Below are 16,071 nucleotides of genomic sequence, written 5' to 3'. Positions count from 1 at the left end.
GGATTGTTATTCATTGCCGATATTCACCTTTATCGCGAACACCTTTACCGGTTTATCGCCGAAGTGCGGATGTGTGATTGTCTTGATTTCATATCCGTCATACGGAACATCAATTCTACGGCTGGAATCGTCGCGCTTCGGATATCCCTTTGTGATAATCAGGCGGTCATACTCCCTGAACATAATTCGCTTATTCCAGTAGTCATTACACAGGCGATACTCTTCCGTTTTCTCTCCGCGAATCATGGCATCGAAGTATTCACCTTTGACGGCAAGTTGCAGGTTAGCCACGGTTAACCTCCTGCTTCGGTGCTGCTGGCATTTCACGCCAGTGCGTAACTGAGTGCGGATCCGGATATTCGGTGCCATCATCCCAGCGATTACCATTCCACATTGCAGACCACATCTCACCGTCTTCATACATGACCATTACCGGAATTAACTTATCCGGCATTCGCTCACTACAGCTTATCCAACCATCCGGAGTTACCGGAGAGTTGCCATTTACCAAGTCAGCTCGAACATATAGCGTGTCATCATGGTGCTGATTGTGGCTGCGCCACGTTAATTCGCTTAACTCGCCATCTTCTGGCCATACTCCAGCCGTTTGCAGCCAGATATGGGCTGGCGCATCTTTGCAAGGTGTATTAACTGGCAACTTGTAAGTTTGGCTTACAGGTTCGGCACCATGAAGCATCGCGTCGCTCCGCTCTATGCCATCCAGCGCGATTCGCAGTGCATGAATTGTGGTAGAGCTATCGTTTGGGGCTATTCCATATCGCTCGAATACAGCTAAATGGTTGCTCATAATCTCAGGCGTAAGCTCTTTGTAAGCATAAGCAAGAGGCTCTGATGCATTATCCGGCACAACCGACGCAGGCGCGGCAGCATAAACAGGAATAACGTCCGCTTGCTCTTTATTGCTTTCATCCGTTAAAGCCCAGAATAATTTCCCGGCAGGATGTTTGAAAATATAAGCAACTGGATCTGCTTCCAGTGATGCCAGTGCAATTCGTGCCAGTTCCATTTGTTCGCCACGAGTAAGCCCGTTTTCAAGCGGATTTTTAATGAACAATTCAATACGTTCTTTGGTAATAGTGGTCATGGCTATTTCACCTTAATCTCAACATTTCGCAGTTTTAGCTCCACTGGCAGGTCTGACTTTCCGGTTAAAGCTAATGCGAGATTTTCTGGAGTAATGAGAGCTGTTATTGTTTTCCCCATCGCCAGACGAATAATCATTCGTATTTCGCGATCGTCACATGCTCCTGGTCGAACAATTGATATCTGTCCGTTCATCTCACTCTCCTTTGATGCGAATGCCAGCGGCGCGTGGCACATTAACTTCCACGATGCGCACTGTTGGTTTGTACATCTCAATCGCTGTCAGCCAGTCAGCTCCTGTCATGCGCTTTTCCGCATCGCCATTAGTCCACTGAACCGGTACACCAATAGCCTTCATCGCGATTTCTATTTCCCCGGCAATGGCGCTTTTTCCGCAACCAGTAAAACCAGAAACAACGACAAGAACTTCACCTTTGGCTGGTTTTATTTCCCGTGCTTCCAGTTCAGCAATACGCTTACTTCCATCCGAGATAACACCTTCGTAATACTCACGCTGCTCGTTGAGTTTTGATTTTGCTGCTTCCAGCTCATCACGCAACGTCCATACCGGTGCACCGTTGATATAACCAAAATCCAGAAGTTTGTTTTTCGATACAATTCCGTGAACGAAATCCACATAAAGCGCAATGCAATAGTCAGGTAAAGCGCCCCATTCATGTAGTCGCAAGACGCATTCGTCGTAATCGTCCAGGTCTATTCCAACACTTGTCAGGGCAATAGCCGCGTGCATGGCATCAACCATCATTTCGTTTTCCTGGTCGCGGCGTTTGATGTATTGCTGGTTTCTTTCCCGTTCATCCAGCAGTGCCAGCACGGTTTCTGGCCCTGCCAGAAGCTTGAAGGCGTTGAGCGCATCAATATCCACACCGTAATCTTTAAGTTCCTGTTCACTTAACAAATCATCATCAACTGGCAACATTAACAGGCGTTCCATTGCTGGAATTGCACGTTCCGCCGCCTCACGCAGTGCCTGGTAATTAATTTCGCTCACTGGTTGCCTCCTTTGCGAAGCTGGTCGGCGAACAAACGTACACCAGACGCTTCACTGCGTAGAAACTTAACGGCATAATCAAAACCACCTCGTTCTGCGTCGTCTGCTGCGTTGTCGAGGTTATCTGCGTACATCTCTACCCCCTGCGCCCGGACTTCAGCCAGGAAAGCGTCGGTGGCTGGGGTTTCGACATTAGGTCGAAGCTCATAATCACAAACTCTTTCAATCCATGGTGATACTCTGTCGCATTTCCTCTTCTTGCGTTCACCGACCTTGGTTGCCTGCTGAATAATTACCCCCCAGCAAATGCTTTCGACCTCTTCGCTCCATCCATCGCAAGCATCGCCTCTATAGTCGTCAATTGCAGCCTCAGCAGCAGCGATAGCCTCCTCAGCAGTTTTGTGACACTCGAAACTAAATTCAGAGCCATATGAGAAATACATAGCCCCGGCCTTCAGCCCCGCATTCTCCGCCGCCAGCTCCGCGCACTTGGCCTCCGCTTCAGCAAATTTACGCACCAGATATTCAGCGTTTGTTTCGTTAACCTTTAGATCTCGTGGGATGCATTTACCTTTCAGAAAACCATCCATCTCAATTAGTGACATTTGTTTCATTTCTTGCCACTCCGCCACATCGCATTCAGATATTTGTTTTGATTCACTGAAGGAAAAGAATTTCTCTTAAGCAATTCCTCTCTCGATGGCATTGGCTTTACGCGTTGGCGAATAATCATTTCTGCCGGAAGAATGCCGGGATTGTATGCAAGTCCTCTCATGGTAAATTCCTCAGTCATTACTGATAGCGCCATAGCGTGATCGGTAATTACGCAGGCGCGGGTCGATATATTCAGGGAAGTGGGTATATGTGGCTTTGCGGAATGGTCGGATTGATGTCTGGTAAATTCGCTCGCGCTCTTCTTTCTCTGCAAGCCATATACAATGGCGAAATTCCTTTTCCTCTTTCGTTTCCTGCGGTAGAGACATTATCCGGTCGTAGTTTTTCCTGAATTTATCCAGCACCTCCGATACGGAATTGCCGGAACAGCGGCGCGGGTCATCCGCACCATACTGAGGCGCTGGCATAATGGAATCCTTATTTGCTAATTTAGAAGGGAATTGAATCGTCGTATTCAGGATGATTTTGATGATTGCTACTTTGTTGCTGTTGGCTGTTTCCTGAAGTTGCAAATCCAATCTTTGCATTCAGTAATTCAAGAGTGATTGATTGACCATTTTGCCCCTGATAAACATCAACCCTGATGTTTTCTCCGGTAATTTCCACAATGCCACCTTCAACCAGAACGCTACGATAGTAATCCGCTTGCGCTCCCGGCTTGGCAAATACAACGGCGCTGTAGTTTGTCCATTCTTTCTTTTTTGTCTGGCGATCGTAATACTGAACGCCAGCACGGATGTTGAATCCGATATTTTCCCCGGCCTGAAACTCTCTTGCGGGTTTGTTTAGTCTTACAGTAATCGAATGTGCCATTAAGCAGCCGCTCCTTCTAATTCGTCTCGTCTGATGTTGTAAACGTCCTGCGCTTTGTGCTGCTCCGGTGTGCCTTCGAGCATCTTCCACGCTTTGGCGAACGCCTGTTTAAGCTCTTCCACGGTGTTTTTCTGCATTGCTGCGTCAGTGAATGCTTTTAGAACCTGTTCAGGCGTAGGTGATGGTTTTGATTGCTTTGCTGCTGCGTTCTGCTGATGTTTATGCTCGTCGGTATCTGCATCTTTCGCATCATCAATGCCGAATAAACCATTGAGGCAATACTTGCGTGCATAAGAGCTTGTAGCTCCCGTAACTTGTGCAGAATCCATTCCTTTCTTGCTTTCTTCCTCTCGTGCAAGAGCGGTTGCTGTATGACTGTTTTCGCCATCGGTAATAGTTGCCGTGGCTTTCACGTAATACCGATCACCAATCAACACAACTTCATCGCTGATTGATAAAAACAGACCATTCAGTAACGGCTTAACGCCTTCAAGAATGTCTTCGCAGCTTCTGTATTTATATTTACCGAATGAGTTGTACTGATTCTTTGGCGCGTTCAGATTCTCCTGAATAGCTGCCAGTCTTGCGTAAAATTCTTTGCTCATATGATTGTTCTCAGAATGGACACGGCCCAAGGAAATAACGCTGATTTAATACTTCGACTCTGGACAAATTAAGGCATACCCGCATTCCTTCGCGGTCGCCATTATGGCGATACCAGAGAGCTTTCTGCGTGTACATGCGTCTCTGTAACTTGCTCTCCTTCACCGTGGTTGCAAGTGACATGAATATCTCCTTCGTTACCGATTAAATCTTTCATCTGACGAATGAATTCTTCGTCTGACCAGTTATCTGTAAAACTCATTTCCTGCGATACCACGGAAGGTTGATAGCTGATTTCATCGCTTTATTTGCTTCAAGCCACATTTTTGAATCACCAATAAAGATGGCTATTACTGCTTTGTTTTGTGCTGCACGAAGCATCTGGTGATTGATGGCTATTTCATTGCGCATAATAAGACCTCAACTCTTTTCCATCCGTCACGTAATTTACGGGTGATTCGTTCAAGTAAAGATTCATTTAGTTGGAAGGCACCCATGCGAGCGCCTCCCGCGATTGCGTAAATCATGGGTGGTTCCTTATGTTGGTTTTATTAGTAGGTTATTTTTGTTGCGAATACTTCGCCTTTTACGATGGCTGTTATGATATTTTTAGCAACATCTTCTGGTGCGCCAACCTTGATAAGGTCAGCAAGTATTTTGTTATTTACTTCTTTCCGGTGAGCTTTATCCTTTGCTCTACGCTCTTCTTCTTCCTTGATTCTTTTTTCTTCTGCTATTCTGGCTTGCTCTTTTGCTTCAGCCTCGCGCCGGATTCGTTCAGCCTCCTCCTGTGCTTTTCGGCGTTCTGCTTCAATTGCCGCCTGCTTTTCTCTTTCAGCTCGTTCTGCTGCCTCTTTTGCTTCGCGCTGTGCTCGTTGCTCTGCTTCAATGCGTTCACGCTCTGCACGTTCCGCTGCGGCCTTAGCTTCTGCTTCTCGCCTTGCTGCTGCTTCAATTTCGGCTTTTGCCTTTGCTTCGGCTTCTGCTCTGGCTTTCTCTTCAGCTTCTCTTTTTAAGCGTTCTTCATGCTCTCGCTTTTCCTGCTCCGCTTTGAGTCTTGCCTCTTCTCTTTGGCGGTCAAATTCGCGATCCATCAAAATCGCTATTTCATGGTCAGACTCAATTTGCTTTGCGAGAGCTTCAGCTGCTGCCTTAGCTTCTTCTTCAGCTTTAATCCGCGCCTGTTCTTCCTCATAATCAGTAAGAGGCTGGCGTGCCTTGGCTTTCAGCTCATCAAGGCGATCACGCACTGTCTTGCGGTTGGCATCAATTAGCTTTGGAATTTCCTTCAGTTCAGCAACAAGGTCTTTGCCAAGACCATCGAGATATGTTTTCGTCTGCGCAACTTTATACGCCAGAGAAGCGATCTCCTTTCTGCCCTTTGCCGTTGTGATATCAGGCACAAAGGACATAACTTCACGTTCAACCTTTTGAAGGATTTCTTCAATCTGGTCGGCAGACTGAAATACAGTCATTGCATTTGCTTTTTCAATAACAACTAAATCTGTTACTTCACTCATATATCCTCCATCAAAAAAATCGCCCTCACACTGGAGGGCAAAGAAGATTTCCAATAATCAGAACAAGTCGGCTCCTGTTTAGTTACGAGCGACATTGCTCCGTGTATTCACTCGTTGGAATGAATACACAGTGCTGTGTTTATTCTGTTGTTTATGCTAAAAATAAAGGCCGACTATGCGGCCTCGGAAGGAAGTCCAATCATCTTATTCAAATCTTCTACCCGTAAAGCAGGAAGTGCTGTACTTGCTTTATCTGCTTCTTTTGGTAGCAATTCTTTGCTTTCAGGCCAAACCTCAATAAGTCGCTTAACTGTTGTGACTGAGTTCAAAGCAGCCCATACATTTGATTCGATATCCTTTTTCTTGGCTTCAAGTTTTTGTTGCAATGCGCAGATTTCATCAAACCTTTTTGTTATTTCGTGCTCTGCGTCAAACATGCATTTATCTTTGGTCGGAGTAGGGAGCAATATATCTTCGCCGTTGCCGTCTTTCCCATATGAATGCCATCCAACCCTTCTGCCAGATACAGTCAGATAAATTGAAGTAGAACGAACATCGTATGAGTAAAATGAACATCCCAGTTTTCCAAGTTCTTCACTTATAGCTACTAACTTGGAATATAAATGATCCACTTCCTCAGTTTTCTTTTTACCGCCAAACGCAATAACTCTGGCGTCAAGTGCAAGCTGGTTCTTTAACTTTGTTACTTCTTCAAGTTCAGTGAAAACCCCAGACTTAATTAAAGCGTTACGAGCGATTCCCTCTTTCATTCTCGTAGTTAAGCGGATTGATGACATATTAATTCCTCTCAAATAAGTGGTTTGCTGCCTAATTTCATTTTCTGGCGACCAACACAAGTCACACCCATTTCACTGCGTGGCTTGCGGTAGTAAAGATTGTGCCTGTCTTTTAACCACATCAGGCTCGGTGGTTCTCGTGTACCCCTACAGCGAGAAATCGGATAAACTCTATTCACCCCTACAGAGAGCAAAAGAGAAACGCCGATGAACAACTCATGGTGGCAGGAACTAATGCATTTTTTCCTGCAAGGAATGACACTTAAACAGTTGATTCATATGCTAATCATCCTGATCATATTGATTATTGTTATGCCGGTAAGCGTAAAAGAATGGATAAACCTGCATAATCCAGAAATCCTTCCTCATTACTGGATGTATTACATCCTGTTGTTTTGCGTTAGCTATGTGCTTAACGGCGTTGTTAATTCCGCTTATCACGCTGTGACTGAAAGAATTGAGGTATTCGCTGCTCAGAAGCGCAAATCTAAAGAAGAGAAATACGTGCAAGATTTGTTTGATTCGTTAACTCTTGGAGAAAGAGCGTATTTGGCACTCGCTGTAGTCGCTAATAACCAGCTACAAACGGAAAAGGGAAGCCCTGAAGCAATCTCATTGCTCGAAAAAGGGCTTCTTATTCGGATACCTTCTGCTACTGGATATCCTGAAATCGACCGTTTTGTTATCCCAGAACGCTATAGAAATGAGTGCTACATTAGGTTTGCTGGGAAGAAAGACAGTCTTATGGATGAACTTATCGCTCAGGATAAGCACGGCAAAAACAAGTAATTAGCAAATTAATTTATCATCTTGCTGTCAGTTGTTTTGATTTCCGATAGCCTGCCGCGTAAAGAGCTACATTTGGCAGGCAAATACTTCCACTGCATTCATCTGCCTTCTTGCAGCAAAGGCTTCCTAGTGATGCTGCTTTGTCTGCTCTGACGCAACCAGAGAGCTTTAGCGCAATTTTTCGCGCCAGTGCTTCATTACTGCGTCGCTCGGCAATAAGTTCTGCTCTGCGAGCTTTGTAGCGGCTTTTTGCCGTACCTTTGGATTCTTTCCAGACAATGGTTACCATGATGGTCTCCTTTAAGTGGCTTTGGCGCATGACGCGTCGAGGTGCTTATCTTCTCGATCGCTGTCTTGCAGCTGCAATTCGCGCCATCCCCAAAACCACTCAAGTTCTGGTCTCAACGGTTAGGTTGAGAGTCCGTCGATGTTAAAGAGCCTGCCAATCTGTTCCGTTTGGCTTCCAGCGTCCTGCTGATGGCTTAAATTTAAGACTTCTTAATTTATTGGTCAAGTGCATTTTTGAAGAAAACTTAATTTTATGGGCGTGAATTTAGTTTGTCTTTGATTTTTAACGGGAAATAAAAAAAGGGGCGAAAGCCCCTTAAGGAAGGTTTGCTAGCTTGGCATCAACGACAACGCCAATGATTTTACAGTTCCCATTGATTTCAATCATTGGGTATTGTGGATTGAGTGGTTTCAGGAATTTTCTACCGGCATCAATAACTAACTTTTTGAATGTCGCCTCGTTTTCTCCTTCAAGTTTGGCGACTACCAGCTTTCCATTACGTGGTTCGACTTCTGGGTCGACGAGAATAATCATCCCCTCAGGAATACTCAGTCCTGCCGGGGCAGTCATTGAATCGCCTTTAACGTCGAGCCAAAAAGAGTCTTCAGAACAATCTACCGTTGTGTCGTACCAGTTATCTATTGCACGCCTATGATATGGCTCTACAGCTTCCATCCAACATCCTGCGCTTACCCAACTAATTAGAGGATACGAACCTCTTGGATCATGCCTGCTGTGATAGGCAATGTTTGAAAGACTATCCTCTCCTTTCAACAGGTAATCAGGGGAGCACTGCAAAGCCTTGGCTAAGGCCAATAGGTTTTCGCCATTGGGCTCAGTTTCAGATCGCTCCCATTGGGAAATAGCAACATTAGACACGCCAACCATCTTGCCAAGGGCAGCCTGCCTAATCTTGAGTTCTTTTCTGCGAGCGCGAATACGCTCACCCATCAGTTGTGTATTCATAGTTAAGACATCTTAAATAAACTTGACTTAAGATTCCTTTGGTGGATAATTTAAGTGTTCTTTAATTTCGGAGCGAGTCTATGTACAAAAAAGATGTTATTGACCACTTCGGAACCCAGCGTGCTGTTGCTAAAGCACTAGGCATTAGCGATGCAGCAGTCTCTCAGTGGAAAGAAGTTATCCCAGAGAAAGACGCCTATCGATTGGAAATCGTTACAGCTGGCGCCCTGAAGTATCAAGAAAGTGCTTACCGCCAAGCGGCATAAGCAAATTGCTCTTTAACAGTTCTGGCCTTTCACCTCTAACCGGGTGAGCAAACATCAGCGGCAAATCCATTGGGTGTGCCGCTATAACTCAATATCAATATAGGAAAATTAACAAATGGCACAAGCAAGCTACAGCAAGCCAACACAGCGAGAAATTGATCGCGCTGAAACTGATTTACTCATCAACCTGTCAACGCTTACCCAGCGCGGTCTGGCAAAGATGATTGGCTGTCATGAATCGAAGATAAGCAGAACGGACTGGAGATTTATTGCTTCGGTCTTGTGTGCTTTCGGAATGGCATCAGACATCAGTCCGATTAGCAGGGCTTTTAAGTATGCGCTTGATGAAATCACAAAGAAAAAATCCCCGGTGGCCGCCGGGGACTCTAAGCAAATTGATATGCAATTCTGAGGGAATTACTGGATCAATCCACAGGAGTCATTATGACAAAACGTCGTAAGAAATACCAGGAAAAAGAAGAGATTCGACACCCTGATTCACCTGAGGGATTAGTGGTAGCCGCAGCAAATAACAGGGCGTTCGCAGAGCGCCTTGTTGGTGTTTACAGACTAGCCAAAGCAGGAGTGAAACATGGGCGTCGTTAAGTTAGCTGATTACAGGCCTCAACTTGAGGTCGTGGAGCATCGCGTGGCAGATACCGAAGATGGTTTCATGCGCGTTGCTAACGAGATTACCGACAGTCTGCTGATGGCTGATTTAACCGTCCGGCAGTTGAAGGTGATGCTCGCTATCATGCGCAAGACATACGGATTCAATAAGCCGATGGATCGACTCACAAACACGCAGATAGCAGCCATGACAGGTATTCATCACACTCATGTTTGCGCTGCCAAGCGCCAGCTTATCGAGCGTAAATTCCTCATTGCTGATGGCGTGAAAATCGGAGTGAACAAGGTGGTTTCTCAGTGGATTAGCCAGGGCAGCTTAACATTAGCTAAAACAGCTAATAAAACATTAGCCAAGTCGGCTAATGGGTATAAGCCAAGTCAGCTAAACACAAAAGACAATATACAAAAGACAATAAATACAAATACCCCCTTACCCCCTAACGGGGGCGGCGATGGGCAGGTTAAACCTGAACGTCGCAAGGCAGAACGAATCGACTACGAATCCTTCCTCAACGCCTACAACACCGAAGTCGGTGACAGGCTTCCACACGCTGTTGCGGTCAACGAGAAACGCAAACGCCGCCTGAAGAAAATCATCCCGCAACTGAAAACGCCAAACGTGGACGGTTTCAGAGCGTATGTCAGGGCGTTTGTGCATCAGGCCAAGCCGTTTTACTTCGGAGACAACGACACGGGCTGGACGGCAGATTTTGATTACCTGCTGAGGGAAGATTCGTTAACGGGAGTTCGGGAAGGGAAGTTTGCAGACAGGGGGATTGCATGAAACAGGATATCGAAGCGAGCGTTATCGGTGGCTTGCTGATTGGTGGATTAACACCAACTGCCAGTGACGTTCTGGCAACGCTTGAGCCGGAAGCGTTTTCAATTCCGCTCTACCGGAAAGCCTTCGAGGTTATCCGCAAGCAGGCGCGAAACAGAAACCTAATCGACGCGCTGATGGTTGCCGAGGAGTGCGGAGAGGAGCATTTCACGTCAATCCTGATGACCAGCAAAAACTGCCCGAGTGCCGCAAACCTGAAGGGATATGCCGGAATGGTCGCGGATAACTATCACCGCCGTCTGGTGCTGGAAATCATGGATGAAATGCGTGAACCAATTCAGAGCGGAACCATCGATACATCGAGTCAGGCGATGGACGAGCTTGTAAAGCGTCTTTCAGCTATCAGAAAGCCCCGTGACGAGGTTAAACCTGTACGGTTAGGGGAAATCATCACCGACTACACTGACACGCTTGACAGGCGTCTGAGGAACGGAGAAGAGTCAGATACCCTGAAGACCGGAATCGAAGAACTTGACGCCATCACCGGAGGGATGAACGCGGAAGACCTTGTGATAATCGCTGCTCGTCCTGGTATGGGGAAAACCGAACTGGCGCTGAAGATTGCCGAAGGCGTTGCAAGCCGCGTTATTCCTGGTTCTGACGTCCGGCGCGGAGTGTTGATTTTCTCGATGGAAATGAGCGCATTGCAGATTGCAGAGCGAAGCATTGCCAACGCCGGGAGGATGTCGGTTAGCGTACTGCGAAATCCTGCATCGATGGATGACGAAGGCTGGGCGCGTGTTGCTAACGGCATGAGTCAGCTTGCGGATTTGGATGTATGGGTAGTCGATGCCTCGCGGTTATCGGTCGAAGAAATACGCTCAATCGCAGAACGGCACAAACAGGAAAATCCAAACCTCTCACTCATCATGGCGGATTATCTTGGCCTGATTGAGAAGCCGAAAGCAGACCGCAACGACCTCGCAATTGCTCACATCTCCGGAAGCCTGAAGGCGATGGCGAAAGACCTGAAAACACCGGTTATCTCCCTGAGTCAGCTTTCGCGCGATGTTGAGAAGCGACCAAACAAACGCCCGACAAACGCAGATTTGCGTGATTCAGGAAGCATTGAGCAGGACGCAGACTCAATCATCATGCTCTATCGGGAAGCGGTATATGACGAGAACAGTAGCGCCGCGCCATTTGCTGAAATCATTGTGACGAAAAACCGTTTTGGCTCGCTTGGTACGGTTTACCAGCGGTTCTGTAACGGACACTTTGTTGCATGTGACCAGGATGAAGCCAGACAGATTTGCACAACATCAAATGCACCCGCTGCACGTGGCAGGCGATATGCACAAGGGGCTGACGTATGACCATCTACATCACTGAGCTTGTAACAGGCCTGCTGGTAATCGCAGGCCTTTTTATTTGGGGGAGAGTAAATCGTGGCTGAGTTAATTTTCTCTGCATTGAGGATTCTCGGTGCTATGTGGATGGTGTCGACGTTCATTGTGGTTGTCGGAAGTTTTGTCCGGTTGGTAGGCGAAGGTAAAGACCTGGTGGGTGTGCTTTTCGGTAGCATTTTCCTGTGGGTGATTATCGGTGTTATGCCTGTCGCTGTAGCAAAAATGGCGTGGCGTTTTGTTAGTTGAGGTAACGATGAAGCAAATATACATGCTTCGCAACGAAGCAATCAGAAACAATGTCATAGACGCAATACTCTCACTCCCCATCGACGACAAGTCACCTCACGAAGTCCACGTTAAAGAAGCCAAGCGGAGTAATCCTCAAAACCGCCTTATGTGGGCGTTATTGCAGGACGTATCGCGTCAGGTGCTTTGGCATGGAGAGAGACTTGCGCCGGAGGACTGGAAAGATCTGTTCACTGCCCTGTGGCTTAAGACCAAAAAAATGGAGCAAAGAAGTGCGCCTGGTATCGACGGTGGCGTTGTCATGCTTGGCGTGCGTACTAGCAAAATGCGAAAGGCCAACATGACTGAGCTTATCGAAATCATGTTCTGGTTCGGCTCAGAGCGCAACGTGCGGTGGAGTGATGACTCCAGGCGAGAGTATGAATGGTCACAACGAAAAGGGAAGGCTGCATGACTATCAAATCAAATACGCCATCACACGACAAGGACTGCTGGCAAACGCCGCTTTGGCTTTTTGATGCGCTGGATATTGAGTTTGGATTCTGGCTGGACTCGGCAGCGAGCGACAAAAATGCTCTGTGCGCTCACTGGCTAACTGAGGCCGACGACGCGCTAAATTCTGAGTGGATAAGCCACGGTGCAATCTGGAATAACCCACCGTACAGCAATATCAGGCCGTGGGTGGAAAAAGCCGCTGAGCAGTGCATACAACAGCGACAGACGGTAGTTATGCTTGTGCCAGAGGATATGTCAGTCGGATGGTTCAGCAAGGCTCTGGAGAGTGTTGACGAAGTTCGCATCATCACTGATGGACGGATTAATTTTATCGAACCATCGACAGGGCTGGAGAAGAAGGGAAACAGCAAAGGCTCCATGCTGCTGATTTGGCGACCGTTCATCAGTCCTCGACGGATGTTTACTACCGTATCCAAAGCGGCATTGATGGCGATCGGGCAGGGCGTCAGGAGGGCGGCATGAGGCGACAGCGACGAAGTTTCACCGACATCATCTGCGAAAACTGCAAATACCTTCCAACGAAACGCTCCAGAAATAAACGCAAGCCAATCCCAAAAGAATCTGACGTAAAAACCTTCAATTACACGGCTCATCTGTGGGATATCCGGTGGCTAAGACATCGTGCGAGGAAATGACAATGGATTATTCACAGTTAAGTGATTTTGAAATTAACAAGCGAGTGGCAATTTGCTGTGGATTTGCTCCCGAAGATTGCGAAATCGCAAAGTTGGGAACATCAATCGTTGGTGTTGAGTGGGATGACGAAACTGGTTATGCAATAAAAACGGTTGATTACTGTAAAAGCCCATCAGACGCAGAGCCGATTATCGTAGAGAACAGAATTGGCATTATTCCAGCGCCAGAAAATGGATTATGGAAGGCAGCGCATAGAAAAGTTGGCAGTGATAGTACCCCATATCATATGAATCAAGATGAAAACCCACTCCGCGCTGCCATGATTGTCTTTCTCATGATGCAGGACGCCAATAATGCTTAGCCCATCCCAATCCCTTCAATACCAGAAAGAAAGCGTCGAGCGGGCTTTAACGTGCGCTAACTGCGGTCAGAAGCTGCATGTGCTGGAAGTTCACGTGTGCTCCGATTGCTGCGCAGAACTGATGAGCGATCCGAATAGCTCAATGTACGAGGAAGAAGACGATGGCTAAACCAGCGCGAAGACGATGTAAAAACGATGAATGCCGGGAATGGTTTCACCCTGCATTCGCTAATCAGTGGTGGTGCTCTCCAGAGTGTGGAACCAAAATAGCACTCGAACGACGAAGTAAAGAACGCGAAAAAGCGGAAAAAGCAGCAGAGAAGAAACGACGACGAGAGGAGCAGAAACAGAAAGATAAACTGAAGATTCGAAAACTCGCCTTAAAGCCCCGCAGTTACTGGATTAAACAAGCCCAACAAGCCGTAAACGCCTTCATCAGAGAAAGAGACCGCGACTTACCATGTATCTCGTGCGGAACGCTCACGTCTGCTCAGTGGGATGCTGGACATTACCGGACAACTGCTGCGGCACCTCAACTCCGATTTGATGAACGCAATATTCACAAGCAATGCGTGGTGTGCAACCAGCACAAAAGCGGAAATCTCGTTCCGTATCGCGTCGAACTGATTAGCCGCATCGGGCAGGAAGCAGTAGACGAAATCGAATCAAACCATAGCCGCCATCGCTGGACTGTCGAAGAGTGCAGGTCCATCAAGGCGGAGTATCAGCAGAAACTCAAAGACCTGAGAAATAGCAGAAGTGAGGCCGCATGACGTTCTCAGTAAAAACCATTCCAGACATGCTTGTTGAAGCATACGGAAACCAGACAGAAGTAGCACGCAGACTGAAATGTAGTCGCGGTACGGTCAGAAAATACGTTGATGATAAAGACGGGAAAATGCACGCCATAGTCAACGACGTTCTCATGGTTCATCGCGGATGGAGTGAAAGAGATGCGCTATTACGAAAAAATTGATGGCAGCAAATACCGAAATATTTGGGTAGTTGGCGATCTGCACGGATGCTACACGAACCTGATGAAAAAACTGGAGACGATAGGATTCGACACCAAAAAAGACCTGCTTATCTCGGTTGGCGATTTGGTCGATCGCGGTACAGAGAACGTCGAATGTCTGGAATTAATCACATTCCCCTGGTTCCGAGCTGTACGTGGAAACCATGAGCAAATGATGATTGATGGCTTATCAGAGCGTGGAAACGTCAATCACTGGCTGCTTAATGGCGGTAGTTGGTTCTTTAATCTCGATTACGACAAAGAAACTCTGGCTAAAGCTCTTGCCCATAAAGCAGAAGAACTTCCATTAATCATCGAACTGGTGAGCAAAGATAAAAAATATGTCATCTGCCACGCCGATTATCCCTTTGACGAATACGAGTTTGGAAAGCCAGTTGATCATCAGCAGGTAATCTGGAACCGCAAACGAATCAGCAACTCACAAGACGGGATCGTGAAAGAAATTAAAGGCGCGGACACGTTCATCTTTGGTCATACGCCAGCAGTGAAACCACTCAAATTTGCCAACCAGATGTATATCGATACCGGCGCAGTGTTCTGCGGAAACCTCACATTGATTCAGGTACAGGGAGAAGGCGTATGGGCATAAGAGAACTAAACCTCACCAAAGAGCAGCACGAGTGGCTGAATGGCTGGCTTGAGCTGTGGGGCGCATGGGTTTATTCAGGTCGTCTGGAAAAGCGCATGAGCAGCGTAATAGCGAAGTTCATGGAGAGCGTAGAGCCGGGAAGAGTTATGACAAGGCCAATGTGCAATGATGATGATGGAATGTTGATTTCTCAGGTCGTCGATTCCGTCATGTACATTGACAAGAAAGCCTTTGGCATCCTCCTCAGCTACTACGCTCATGGTTCATCTAAGCGAGCAATTGCATCCTACTATCACGCGACTGCAAAGCCACGCAAGATGTGTGGACGTGGTGGCGATGGATGGAGAAAACCTTCACTGGCAACCTGTAGAAACGAAATTGACGACATCCTGAAAGCGTCGTTATTTGTTTTGTACCAACCAATGCAAAATGCTTTCAAAATGCGTAAACGTGTTGAGAAAGTTAAGCATGTTGCTGTTAAAAGCCTTGACATGCAATTATCCATTTAGCCATAATTAGAAGGTAAGCTGCCGTTAGTGACTCTTAAGTTGCAACGGTGGCTTTTTTTGTTTGCACAACAGGTAAGAGCATTGAACCCGCAGACCTCGCGGAATTGGTTAAAGGTGCCGCGCAGTGCTCTTATCGTTGTGGTGAATACGCAGGCTGATGCGTTAATCAGGTGAACGAGATACCCGCCGGTCCGTGATATGGCACACCGTGCCGGTCATATCTGCCGCGGTTAGGTTTACGAGGATTTCGTAAAGCTGGTCTAGGGTGAAGCCGTGAAAGCGGAGGAAGTAAAACGAGGCGTCGGTACACGCCTATCGCCATTAAGTCGGAGTTCAGCACCGACCGCCACAACCCAAACTGAGCCGTAGCCACTGGCTGTCCTGAATTCATCAGTGATAGTTACGCTGCGGCCTTCTACACATGATCTTCGTGAAAGCGGGTGACAGGAGGTCGCGCTAACAACCTCCTGCCGTTTTGCCCGTGCATATCGGTCACGAACAAATCTGATTACTAAACACAGTAG

32 protein-coding genes and 2 pseudogenes are annotated in these 16,071 nt (G+C 47.1%); 16 read left to right on the top strand and 18 right to left on the bottom strand.

What is annotated here, in order from left to right; all coding sequences use genetic code 11:
- Nucleotides 1-6 precede the first annotated feature (6 nt).
- The 16 genes and pseudogenes from ESM_RS0119385 to ESM_RS0119310 all read right to left on the bottom strand — a co-directional run bounded on the left by ESM_RS0119385 (nt 7) and on the right by ESM_RS0119310 (nt 6,524).
- Nucleotides 7-291 (bottom strand): ASCH domain-containing protein, encoded by a 285-nt coding sequence (locus tag ESM_RS0119385; RefSeq protein ID WP_000002107.1) that lies wholly within the window; start codon nt 289-291, stop codon nt 7-9.
- A complete protein-coding gene (locus tag ESM_RS1000000128550; RefSeq protein ID WP_237708224.1) occupies nt 284-973 on the bottom strand; it encodes a DUF551 domain-containing protein in 690 nt (229 codons plus the stop codon). Before ESM_RS1000000128550 ends, ESM_RS0119385 begins: the two co-directional genes overlap by 8 nt.
- Nucleotides 962-1,105, bottom strand: a pseudogene (locus ESM_RS1000000129215) (DUF551 domain-containing protein); the annotation flags it as partial. The pseudogene ESM_RS1000000129215 and the gene ESM_RS1000000128550, both read right to left, overlap by 12 nt.
- Before the next feature lie 2 nt (nt 1,106-1,107).
- The gene (locus ESM_RS0119375) at nt 1,108-1,299 is read right to left on the bottom strand and encodes a hypothetical protein (RefSeq protein ID WP_001014294.1); all 192 of its coding nucleotides are present in this window, start codon (nt 1,297-1,299) and stop codon (nt 1,108-1,110) included.
- Between the two features lies 1 nt (nt 1,300).
- Nucleotides 1,301-2,116 (bottom strand): ead/Ea22-like family protein, encoded by an 816-nt coding sequence (locus ESM_RS0119370; protein WP_001289902.1) that lies wholly within the window; start codon nt 2,114-2,116, stop codon nt 1,301-1,303.
- Complete coding sequence (locus ESM_RS01000000125380; RefSeq protein WP_237708223.1) at nt 2,113-2,559, bottom strand: hypothetical protein; 447 nt, start codon at nt 2,557-2,559, stop codon at nt 2,113-2,115. The genes ESM_RS0119370 and ESM_RS01000000125380 overlap by 4 nt, the downstream gene beginning before the upstream one ends.
- A 33-nt stretch (nt 2,560-2,592) precedes the next feature.
- Nucleotides 2,593-2,730, bottom strand: a pseudogene (locus ESM_RS1000000129210) (hypothetical protein); the annotation flags it as partial.
- Complete coding sequence (locus ESM_RS01000000125375) at nt 2,727-2,891, bottom strand: DUF2737 family protein (protein ID WP_001214456.1); 165 nt, start codon at nt 2,889-2,891, stop codon at nt 2,727-2,729. The pseudogene ESM_RS1000000129210 and the gene ESM_RS01000000125375, both read right to left, overlap by 4 nt.
- A 10-nt stretch (nt 2,892-2,901) precedes the next feature.
- A complete protein-coding gene (locus ESM_RS0119355; protein ID WP_001111336.1) occupies nt 2,902-3,198 on the bottom strand; it encodes a phage anti-RecBCD protein in 297 nt (98 codons plus the stop codon).
- 22 nt (nt 3,199-3,220) lie between these two features.
- On the bottom strand, nt 3,221-3,604 hold the full coding sequence (locus ESM_RS0119350; RefSeq protein ID WP_000951325.1) for a hypothetical protein: 384 nt from the start codon (nt 3,602-3,604) through the stop codon (nt 3,221-3,223).
- Nucleotides 3,604-4,209 carry an ERF family protein gene (locus ESM_RS0119345; RefSeq protein ID WP_000031370.1) on the bottom strand — a complete coding sequence of 202 codons (606 nt, stop codon included), beginning with the start codon at nt 4,207-4,209 and terminating at the stop codon, nt 3,604-3,606. The genes ESM_RS0119350 and ESM_RS0119345 overlap by 1 nt, the downstream gene beginning before the upstream one ends.
- Nucleotides 4,210-4,219: 10 nt before the next feature.
- Nucleotides 4,220-4,390, bottom strand: a complete 171-nt coding sequence (locus ESM_RS1000000128730) for a hypothetical protein (protein ID WP_000050551.1) — start codon at nt 4,388-4,390, stop codon at nt 4,220-4,222.
- Nucleotides 4,391-4,465: 75 nt separating this feature from the next.
- On the bottom strand, nt 4,466-4,618 hold the full coding sequence (kil, locus tag ESM_RS0119335) for a host cell division inhibitory peptide Kil (RefSeq protein WP_001243351.1): 153 nt from the start codon (nt 4,616-4,618) through the stop codon (nt 4,466-4,468).
- Complete coding sequence (locus ESM_RS0119330; protein ID WP_000638547.1) at nt 4,603-4,734, bottom strand: protease FtsH-inhibitory lysogeny factor CIII; 132 nt, start codon at nt 4,732-4,734, stop codon at nt 4,603-4,605. Before ESM_RS0119330 ends, kil begins: the two co-directional genes overlap by 16 nt.
- Before the next feature lie 24 nt (nt 4,735-4,758).
- On the bottom strand, nt 4,759-5,727 hold the full coding sequence (locus ESM_RS0119325; protein WP_000005786.1) for a hypothetical protein: 969 nt from the start codon (nt 5,725-5,727) through the stop codon (nt 4,759-4,761).
- A 173-nt stretch (nt 5,728-5,900) separates the two neighbouring features.
- Nucleotides 5,901-6,524, bottom strand: a complete 624-nt coding sequence (locus ESM_RS0119310) for an Nmad5 family putative nucleotide modification protein (protein ID WP_000095083.1) — start codon at nt 6,522-6,524, stop codon at nt 5,901-5,903.
- Nucleotides 6,525-6,731: 207 nt separating this feature from the next.
- On the opposite strand from ESM_RS0119310, the gene ESM_RS0119305 reads away from it, so the two are divergent.
- On the top strand, nt 6,732-7,313 hold the full coding sequence (locus ESM_RS0119305) for a super-infection exclusion protein B (RefSeq protein WP_001066172.1): 582 nt from the start codon (nt 6,732-6,734) through the stop codon (nt 7,311-7,313).
- A 16-nt stretch (nt 7,314-7,329) separates the two neighbouring features.
- Here the strand turns inward: ESM_RS0119305 and ESM_RS0119300 are convergent, their stop codons facing one another.
- Both ESM_RS0119300 and ESM_RS0119295 read right to left on the bottom strand, forming a co-directional pair.
- On the bottom strand, nt 7,330-7,602 hold the full coding sequence (locus ESM_RS0119300) for a transcriptional antitermination N peptide (RefSeq protein WP_000256571.1): 273 nt from the start codon (nt 7,600-7,602) through the stop codon (nt 7,330-7,332).
- Between the two features lie 315 nt (nt 7,603-7,917).
- Nucleotides 7,918-8,568: a LexA family protein gene (locus ESM_RS0119295; protein WP_001095982.1), complete on the bottom strand. Its 651-nt coding sequence runs from the start codon at nt 8,566-8,568 to the stop codon at nt 7,918-7,920.
- Between the two features lie 80 nt (nt 8,569-8,648).
- Here ESM_RS0119295 and ESM_RS0119290 point away from each other — a divergent pair, with 80 nt between their 5' ends.
- The 15 genes from ESM_RS0119290 to ESM_RS0119210 all read left to right on the top strand — a co-directional run bounded on the left by ESM_RS0119290 (nt 8,649) and on the right by ESM_RS0119210 (nt 15,547).
- On the top strand, nt 8,649-8,834 hold the full coding sequence (locus ESM_RS0119290; protein ID WP_000276885.1) for a Cro/CI family transcriptional regulator: 186 nt from the start codon (nt 8,649-8,651) through the stop codon (nt 8,832-8,834).
- 115 nt (nt 8,835-8,949) lie between these two features.
- Nucleotides 8,950-9,246 carry a CII family transcriptional regulator gene (locus ESM_RS0119285; RefSeq protein WP_000035949.1) on the top strand — a complete coding sequence of 99 codons (297 nt, stop codon included), beginning with the start codon at nt 8,950-8,952 and terminating at the stop codon, nt 9,244-9,246.
- A 32-nt stretch (nt 9,247-9,278) separates the two neighbouring features.
- A complete protein-coding gene (locus tag ESM_RS1000000128850) occupies nt 9,279-9,440 on the top strand; it encodes a hypothetical protein (RefSeq protein ID WP_000166961.1) in 162 nt (53 codons plus the stop codon).
- The gene (locus ESM_RS0119275; RefSeq protein ID WP_000539358.1) at nt 9,427-10,248 is read left to right on the top strand and encodes a replication protein; all 822 of its coding nucleotides are present in this window, start codon (nt 9,427-9,429) and stop codon (nt 10,246-10,248) included. The genes ESM_RS1000000128850 and ESM_RS0119275 overlap by 14 nt, the downstream gene beginning before the upstream one ends.
- The gene (locus ESM_RS0119270; RefSeq protein ID WP_000806603.1) at nt 10,245-11,621 is read left to right on the top strand and encodes a replicative DNA helicase; all 1,377 of its coding nucleotides are present in this window, start codon (nt 10,245-10,247) and stop codon (nt 11,619-11,621) included. Before ESM_RS0119275 ends, ESM_RS0119270 begins: the two co-directional genes overlap by 4 nt.
- Before the next feature lie 72 nt (nt 11,622-11,693).
- Nucleotides 11,694-11,900 (top strand): hypothetical protein, encoded by a 207-nt coding sequence (locus ESM_RS1000000128545; protein ID WP_000818845.1) that lies wholly within the window; start codon nt 11,694-11,696, stop codon nt 11,898-11,900.
- Nucleotides 11,901-11,907: 7 nt separating this feature from the next.
- Entirely contained in the window at nt 11,908-12,354 is a 447-nt protein-coding gene (locus ESM_RS0119255) for a recombination protein NinB (protein WP_010379768.1), read from the top strand.
- On the top strand, nt 12,351-12,878 hold the full coding sequence (locus ESM_RS01000000125355; RefSeq protein WP_000153306.1) for a phage N-6-adenine-methyltransferase: 528 nt from the start codon (nt 12,351-12,353) through the stop codon (nt 12,876-12,878). Before ESM_RS0119255 ends, ESM_RS01000000125355 begins: the two co-directional genes overlap by 4 nt.
- Entirely contained in the window at nt 12,875-13,051 is a 177-nt protein-coding gene (locus tag ESM_RS0119240; RefSeq protein WP_001254220.1) for a NinE family protein, read from the top strand. Before ESM_RS01000000125355 ends, ESM_RS0119240 begins: the two co-directional genes overlap by 4 nt.
- 2 nt (nt 13,052-13,053) lie before the next feature.
- Complete coding sequence (locus ESM_RS0119235) at nt 13,054-13,413, top strand: phage protein NinX family protein (protein WP_010379765.1); 360 nt, start codon at nt 13,054-13,056, stop codon at nt 13,411-13,413.
- Complete coding sequence (locus ESM_RS0119230) at nt 13,406-13,582, top strand: protein NinF (protein ID WP_000950975.1); 177 nt, start codon at nt 13,406-13,408, stop codon at nt 13,580-13,582. Before ESM_RS0119235 ends, ESM_RS0119230 begins: the two co-directional genes overlap by 8 nt.
- Nucleotides 13,575-14,186 carry a recombination protein NinG gene (locus ESM_RS0119225; RefSeq protein WP_001108040.1) on the top strand — a complete coding sequence of 204 codons (612 nt, stop codon included), beginning with the start codon at nt 13,575-13,577 and terminating at the stop codon, nt 14,184-14,186. Before ESM_RS0119230 ends, ESM_RS0119225 begins: the two co-directional genes overlap by 8 nt.
- Nucleotides 14,183-14,389 (top strand): phage NinH family protein, encoded by a 207-nt coding sequence (locus tag ESM_RS0119220; RefSeq protein ID WP_000144614.1) that lies wholly within the window; start codon nt 14,183-14,185, stop codon nt 14,387-14,389. Before ESM_RS0119225 ends, ESM_RS0119220 begins: the two co-directional genes overlap by 4 nt.
- On the top strand, nt 14,367-15,038 hold the full coding sequence (locus ESM_RS0119215; RefSeq protein ID WP_001271132.1) for a serine/threonine protein phosphatase: 672 nt from the start codon (nt 14,367-14,369) through the stop codon (nt 15,036-15,038). The genes ESM_RS0119220 and ESM_RS0119215 overlap by 23 nt, the downstream gene beginning before the upstream one ends.
- On the top strand, nt 15,029-15,547 hold the full coding sequence (locus ESM_RS0119210) for an antiterminator Q family protein (RefSeq protein ID WP_000512808.1): 519 nt from the start codon (nt 15,029-15,031) through the stop codon (nt 15,545-15,547). Before ESM_RS0119215 ends, ESM_RS0119210 begins: the two co-directional genes overlap by 10 nt.
- Nucleotides 15,548-16,071 lie beyond the last annotated feature (524 nt).

Source organism: Escherichia sp. TW09308, from assembly GCF_000208565.1.
Taxonomy (GTDB): Bacteria; Pseudomonadota; Gammaproteobacteria; order Enterobacterales; family Enterobacteriaceae; genus Escherichia; species Escherichia marmotae.
Note: the sequence above shows the minus strand (reverse complement) of the source record. Positions and strands in the feature narration are given on the sequence as shown.

Bases quoted from the DNA above. Each gene is read 5' to 3' on its own strand.
- ESM_RS0119375 (WP_001014294.1), bottom strand. From the start codon at position 1,299: ATGAACGGACAGATATCAATTGTTCGACCAGGAGCATGTGACGATCGC.
- ESM_RS01000000125380 (WP_237708223.1), bottom strand. From the start codon at position 2,559: ATGTATTTCTCATATGGCTCTGAATTTAGTTTCGAGTGTCACAAAACT.
- ESM_RS01000000125375 (WP_001214456.1), bottom strand. From the start codon at position 2,891: ATGAGAGGACTTGCATACAATCCCGGCATTCTTCCGGCAGAAATGATT.
- ESM_RS0119355 (WP_001111336.1), bottom strand. From the start codon at position 3,198: ATGCCAGCGCCTCAGTATGGTGCGGATGACCCGCGCCGCTGTTCCGGC.
- ESM_RS0119350 (WP_000951325.1), bottom strand. From the start codon at position 3,604: ATGGCACATTCGATTACTGTAAGACTAAACAAACCCGCAAGAGAGTTT.
- ESM_RS0119345 (WP_000031370.1), bottom strand. From the start codon at position 4,209: ATGAGCAAAGAATTTTACGCAAGACTGGCAGCTATTCAGGAGAATCTG.
- ESM_RS1000000128730 (WP_000050551.1), bottom strand. From the start codon at position 4,390: ATGTCACTTGCAACCACGGTGAAGGAGAGCAAGTTACAGAGACGCATG.
- kil (WP_001243351.1), bottom strand. From the start codon at position 4,618: ATGCGCAATGAAATAGCCATCAATCACCAGATGCTTCGTGCAGCACAA.
- ESM_RS0119330 (WP_000638547.1), bottom strand. From the start codon at position 4,734: ATGATTTACGCAATCGCGGGAGGCGCTCGCATGGGTGCCTTCCAACTA.
- ESM_RS0119325 (WP_000005786.1), bottom strand. From the start codon at position 5,727: ATGAGTGAAGTAACAGATTTAGTTGTTATTGAAAAAGCAAATGCAATG.
- ESM_RS0119310 (WP_000095083.1), bottom strand. From the start codon at position 6,524: ATGTCATCAATCCGCTTAACTACGAGAATGAAAGAGGGAATCGCTCGT.
- ESM_RS0119305 (WP_001066172.1), top strand. From the start codon at position 6,732: ATGAACAACTCATGGTGGCAGGAACTAATGCATTTTTTCCTGCAAGGA.
- ESM_RS0119300 (WP_000256571.1), bottom strand. From the start codon at position 7,602: ATGGTAACCATTGTCTGGAAAGAATCCAAAGGTACGGCAAAAAGCCGC.
- ESM_RS0119295 (WP_001095982.1), bottom strand. From the start codon at position 8,568: ATGAATACACAACTGATGGGTGAGCGTATTCGCGCTCGCAGAAAAGAA.
- ESM_RS0119290 (WP_000276885.1), top strand. From the start codon at position 8,649: ATGTACAAAAAAGATGTTATTGACCACTTCGGAACCCAGCGTGCTGTT.
- ESM_RS0119285 (WP_000035949.1), top strand. From the start codon at position 8,950: ATGGCACAAGCAAGCTACAGCAAGCCAACACAGCGAGAAATTGATCGC.
- ESM_RS1000000128850 (WP_000166961.1), top strand. From the start codon at position 9,279: ATGACAAAACGTCGTAAGAAATACCAGGAAAAAGAAGAGATTCGACAC.
- ESM_RS0119275 (WP_000539358.1), top strand. From the start codon at position 9,427: ATGGGCGTCGTTAAGTTAGCTGATTACAGGCCTCAACTTGAGGTCGTG.
- ESM_RS0119270 (WP_000806603.1), top strand. From the start codon at position 10,245: ATGAAACAGGATATCGAAGCGAGCGTTATCGGTGGCTTGCTGATTGGT.
- ESM_RS0119255 (WP_010379768.1), top strand. From the start codon at position 11,908: ATGAAGCAAATATACATGCTTCGCAACGAAGCAATCAGAAACAATGTC.
- ESM_RS01000000125355 (WP_000153306.1), top strand. From the start codon at position 12,351: ATGACTATCAAATCAAATACGCCATCACACGACAAGGACTGCTGGCAA.
- ESM_RS0119240 (WP_001254220.1), top strand. From the start codon at position 12,875: ATGAGGCGACAGCGACGAAGTTTCACCGACATCATCTGCGAAAACTGC.
- ESM_RS0119235 (WP_010379765.1), top strand. From the start codon at position 13,054: ATGGATTATTCACAGTTAAGTGATTTTGAAATTAACAAGCGAGTGGCA.
- ESM_RS0119230 (WP_000950975.1), top strand. From the start codon at position 13,406: ATGCTTAGCCCATCCCAATCCCTTCAATACCAGAAAGAAAGCGTCGAG.
- ESM_RS0119225 (WP_001108040.1), top strand. From the start codon at position 13,575: ATGGCTAAACCAGCGCGAAGACGATGTAAAAACGATGAATGCCGGGAA.
- ESM_RS0119220 (WP_000144614.1), top strand. From the start codon at position 14,183: ATGACGTTCTCAGTAAAAACCATTCCAGACATGCTTGTTGAAGCATAC.
- ESM_RS0119215 (WP_001271132.1), top strand. From the start codon at position 14,367: ATGCGCTATTACGAAAAAATTGATGGCAGCAAATACCGAAATATTTGG.
- ESM_RS0119210 (WP_000512808.1), top strand. From the start codon at position 15,029: ATGGGCATAAGAGAACTAAACCTCACCAAAGAGCAGCACGAGTGGCTG.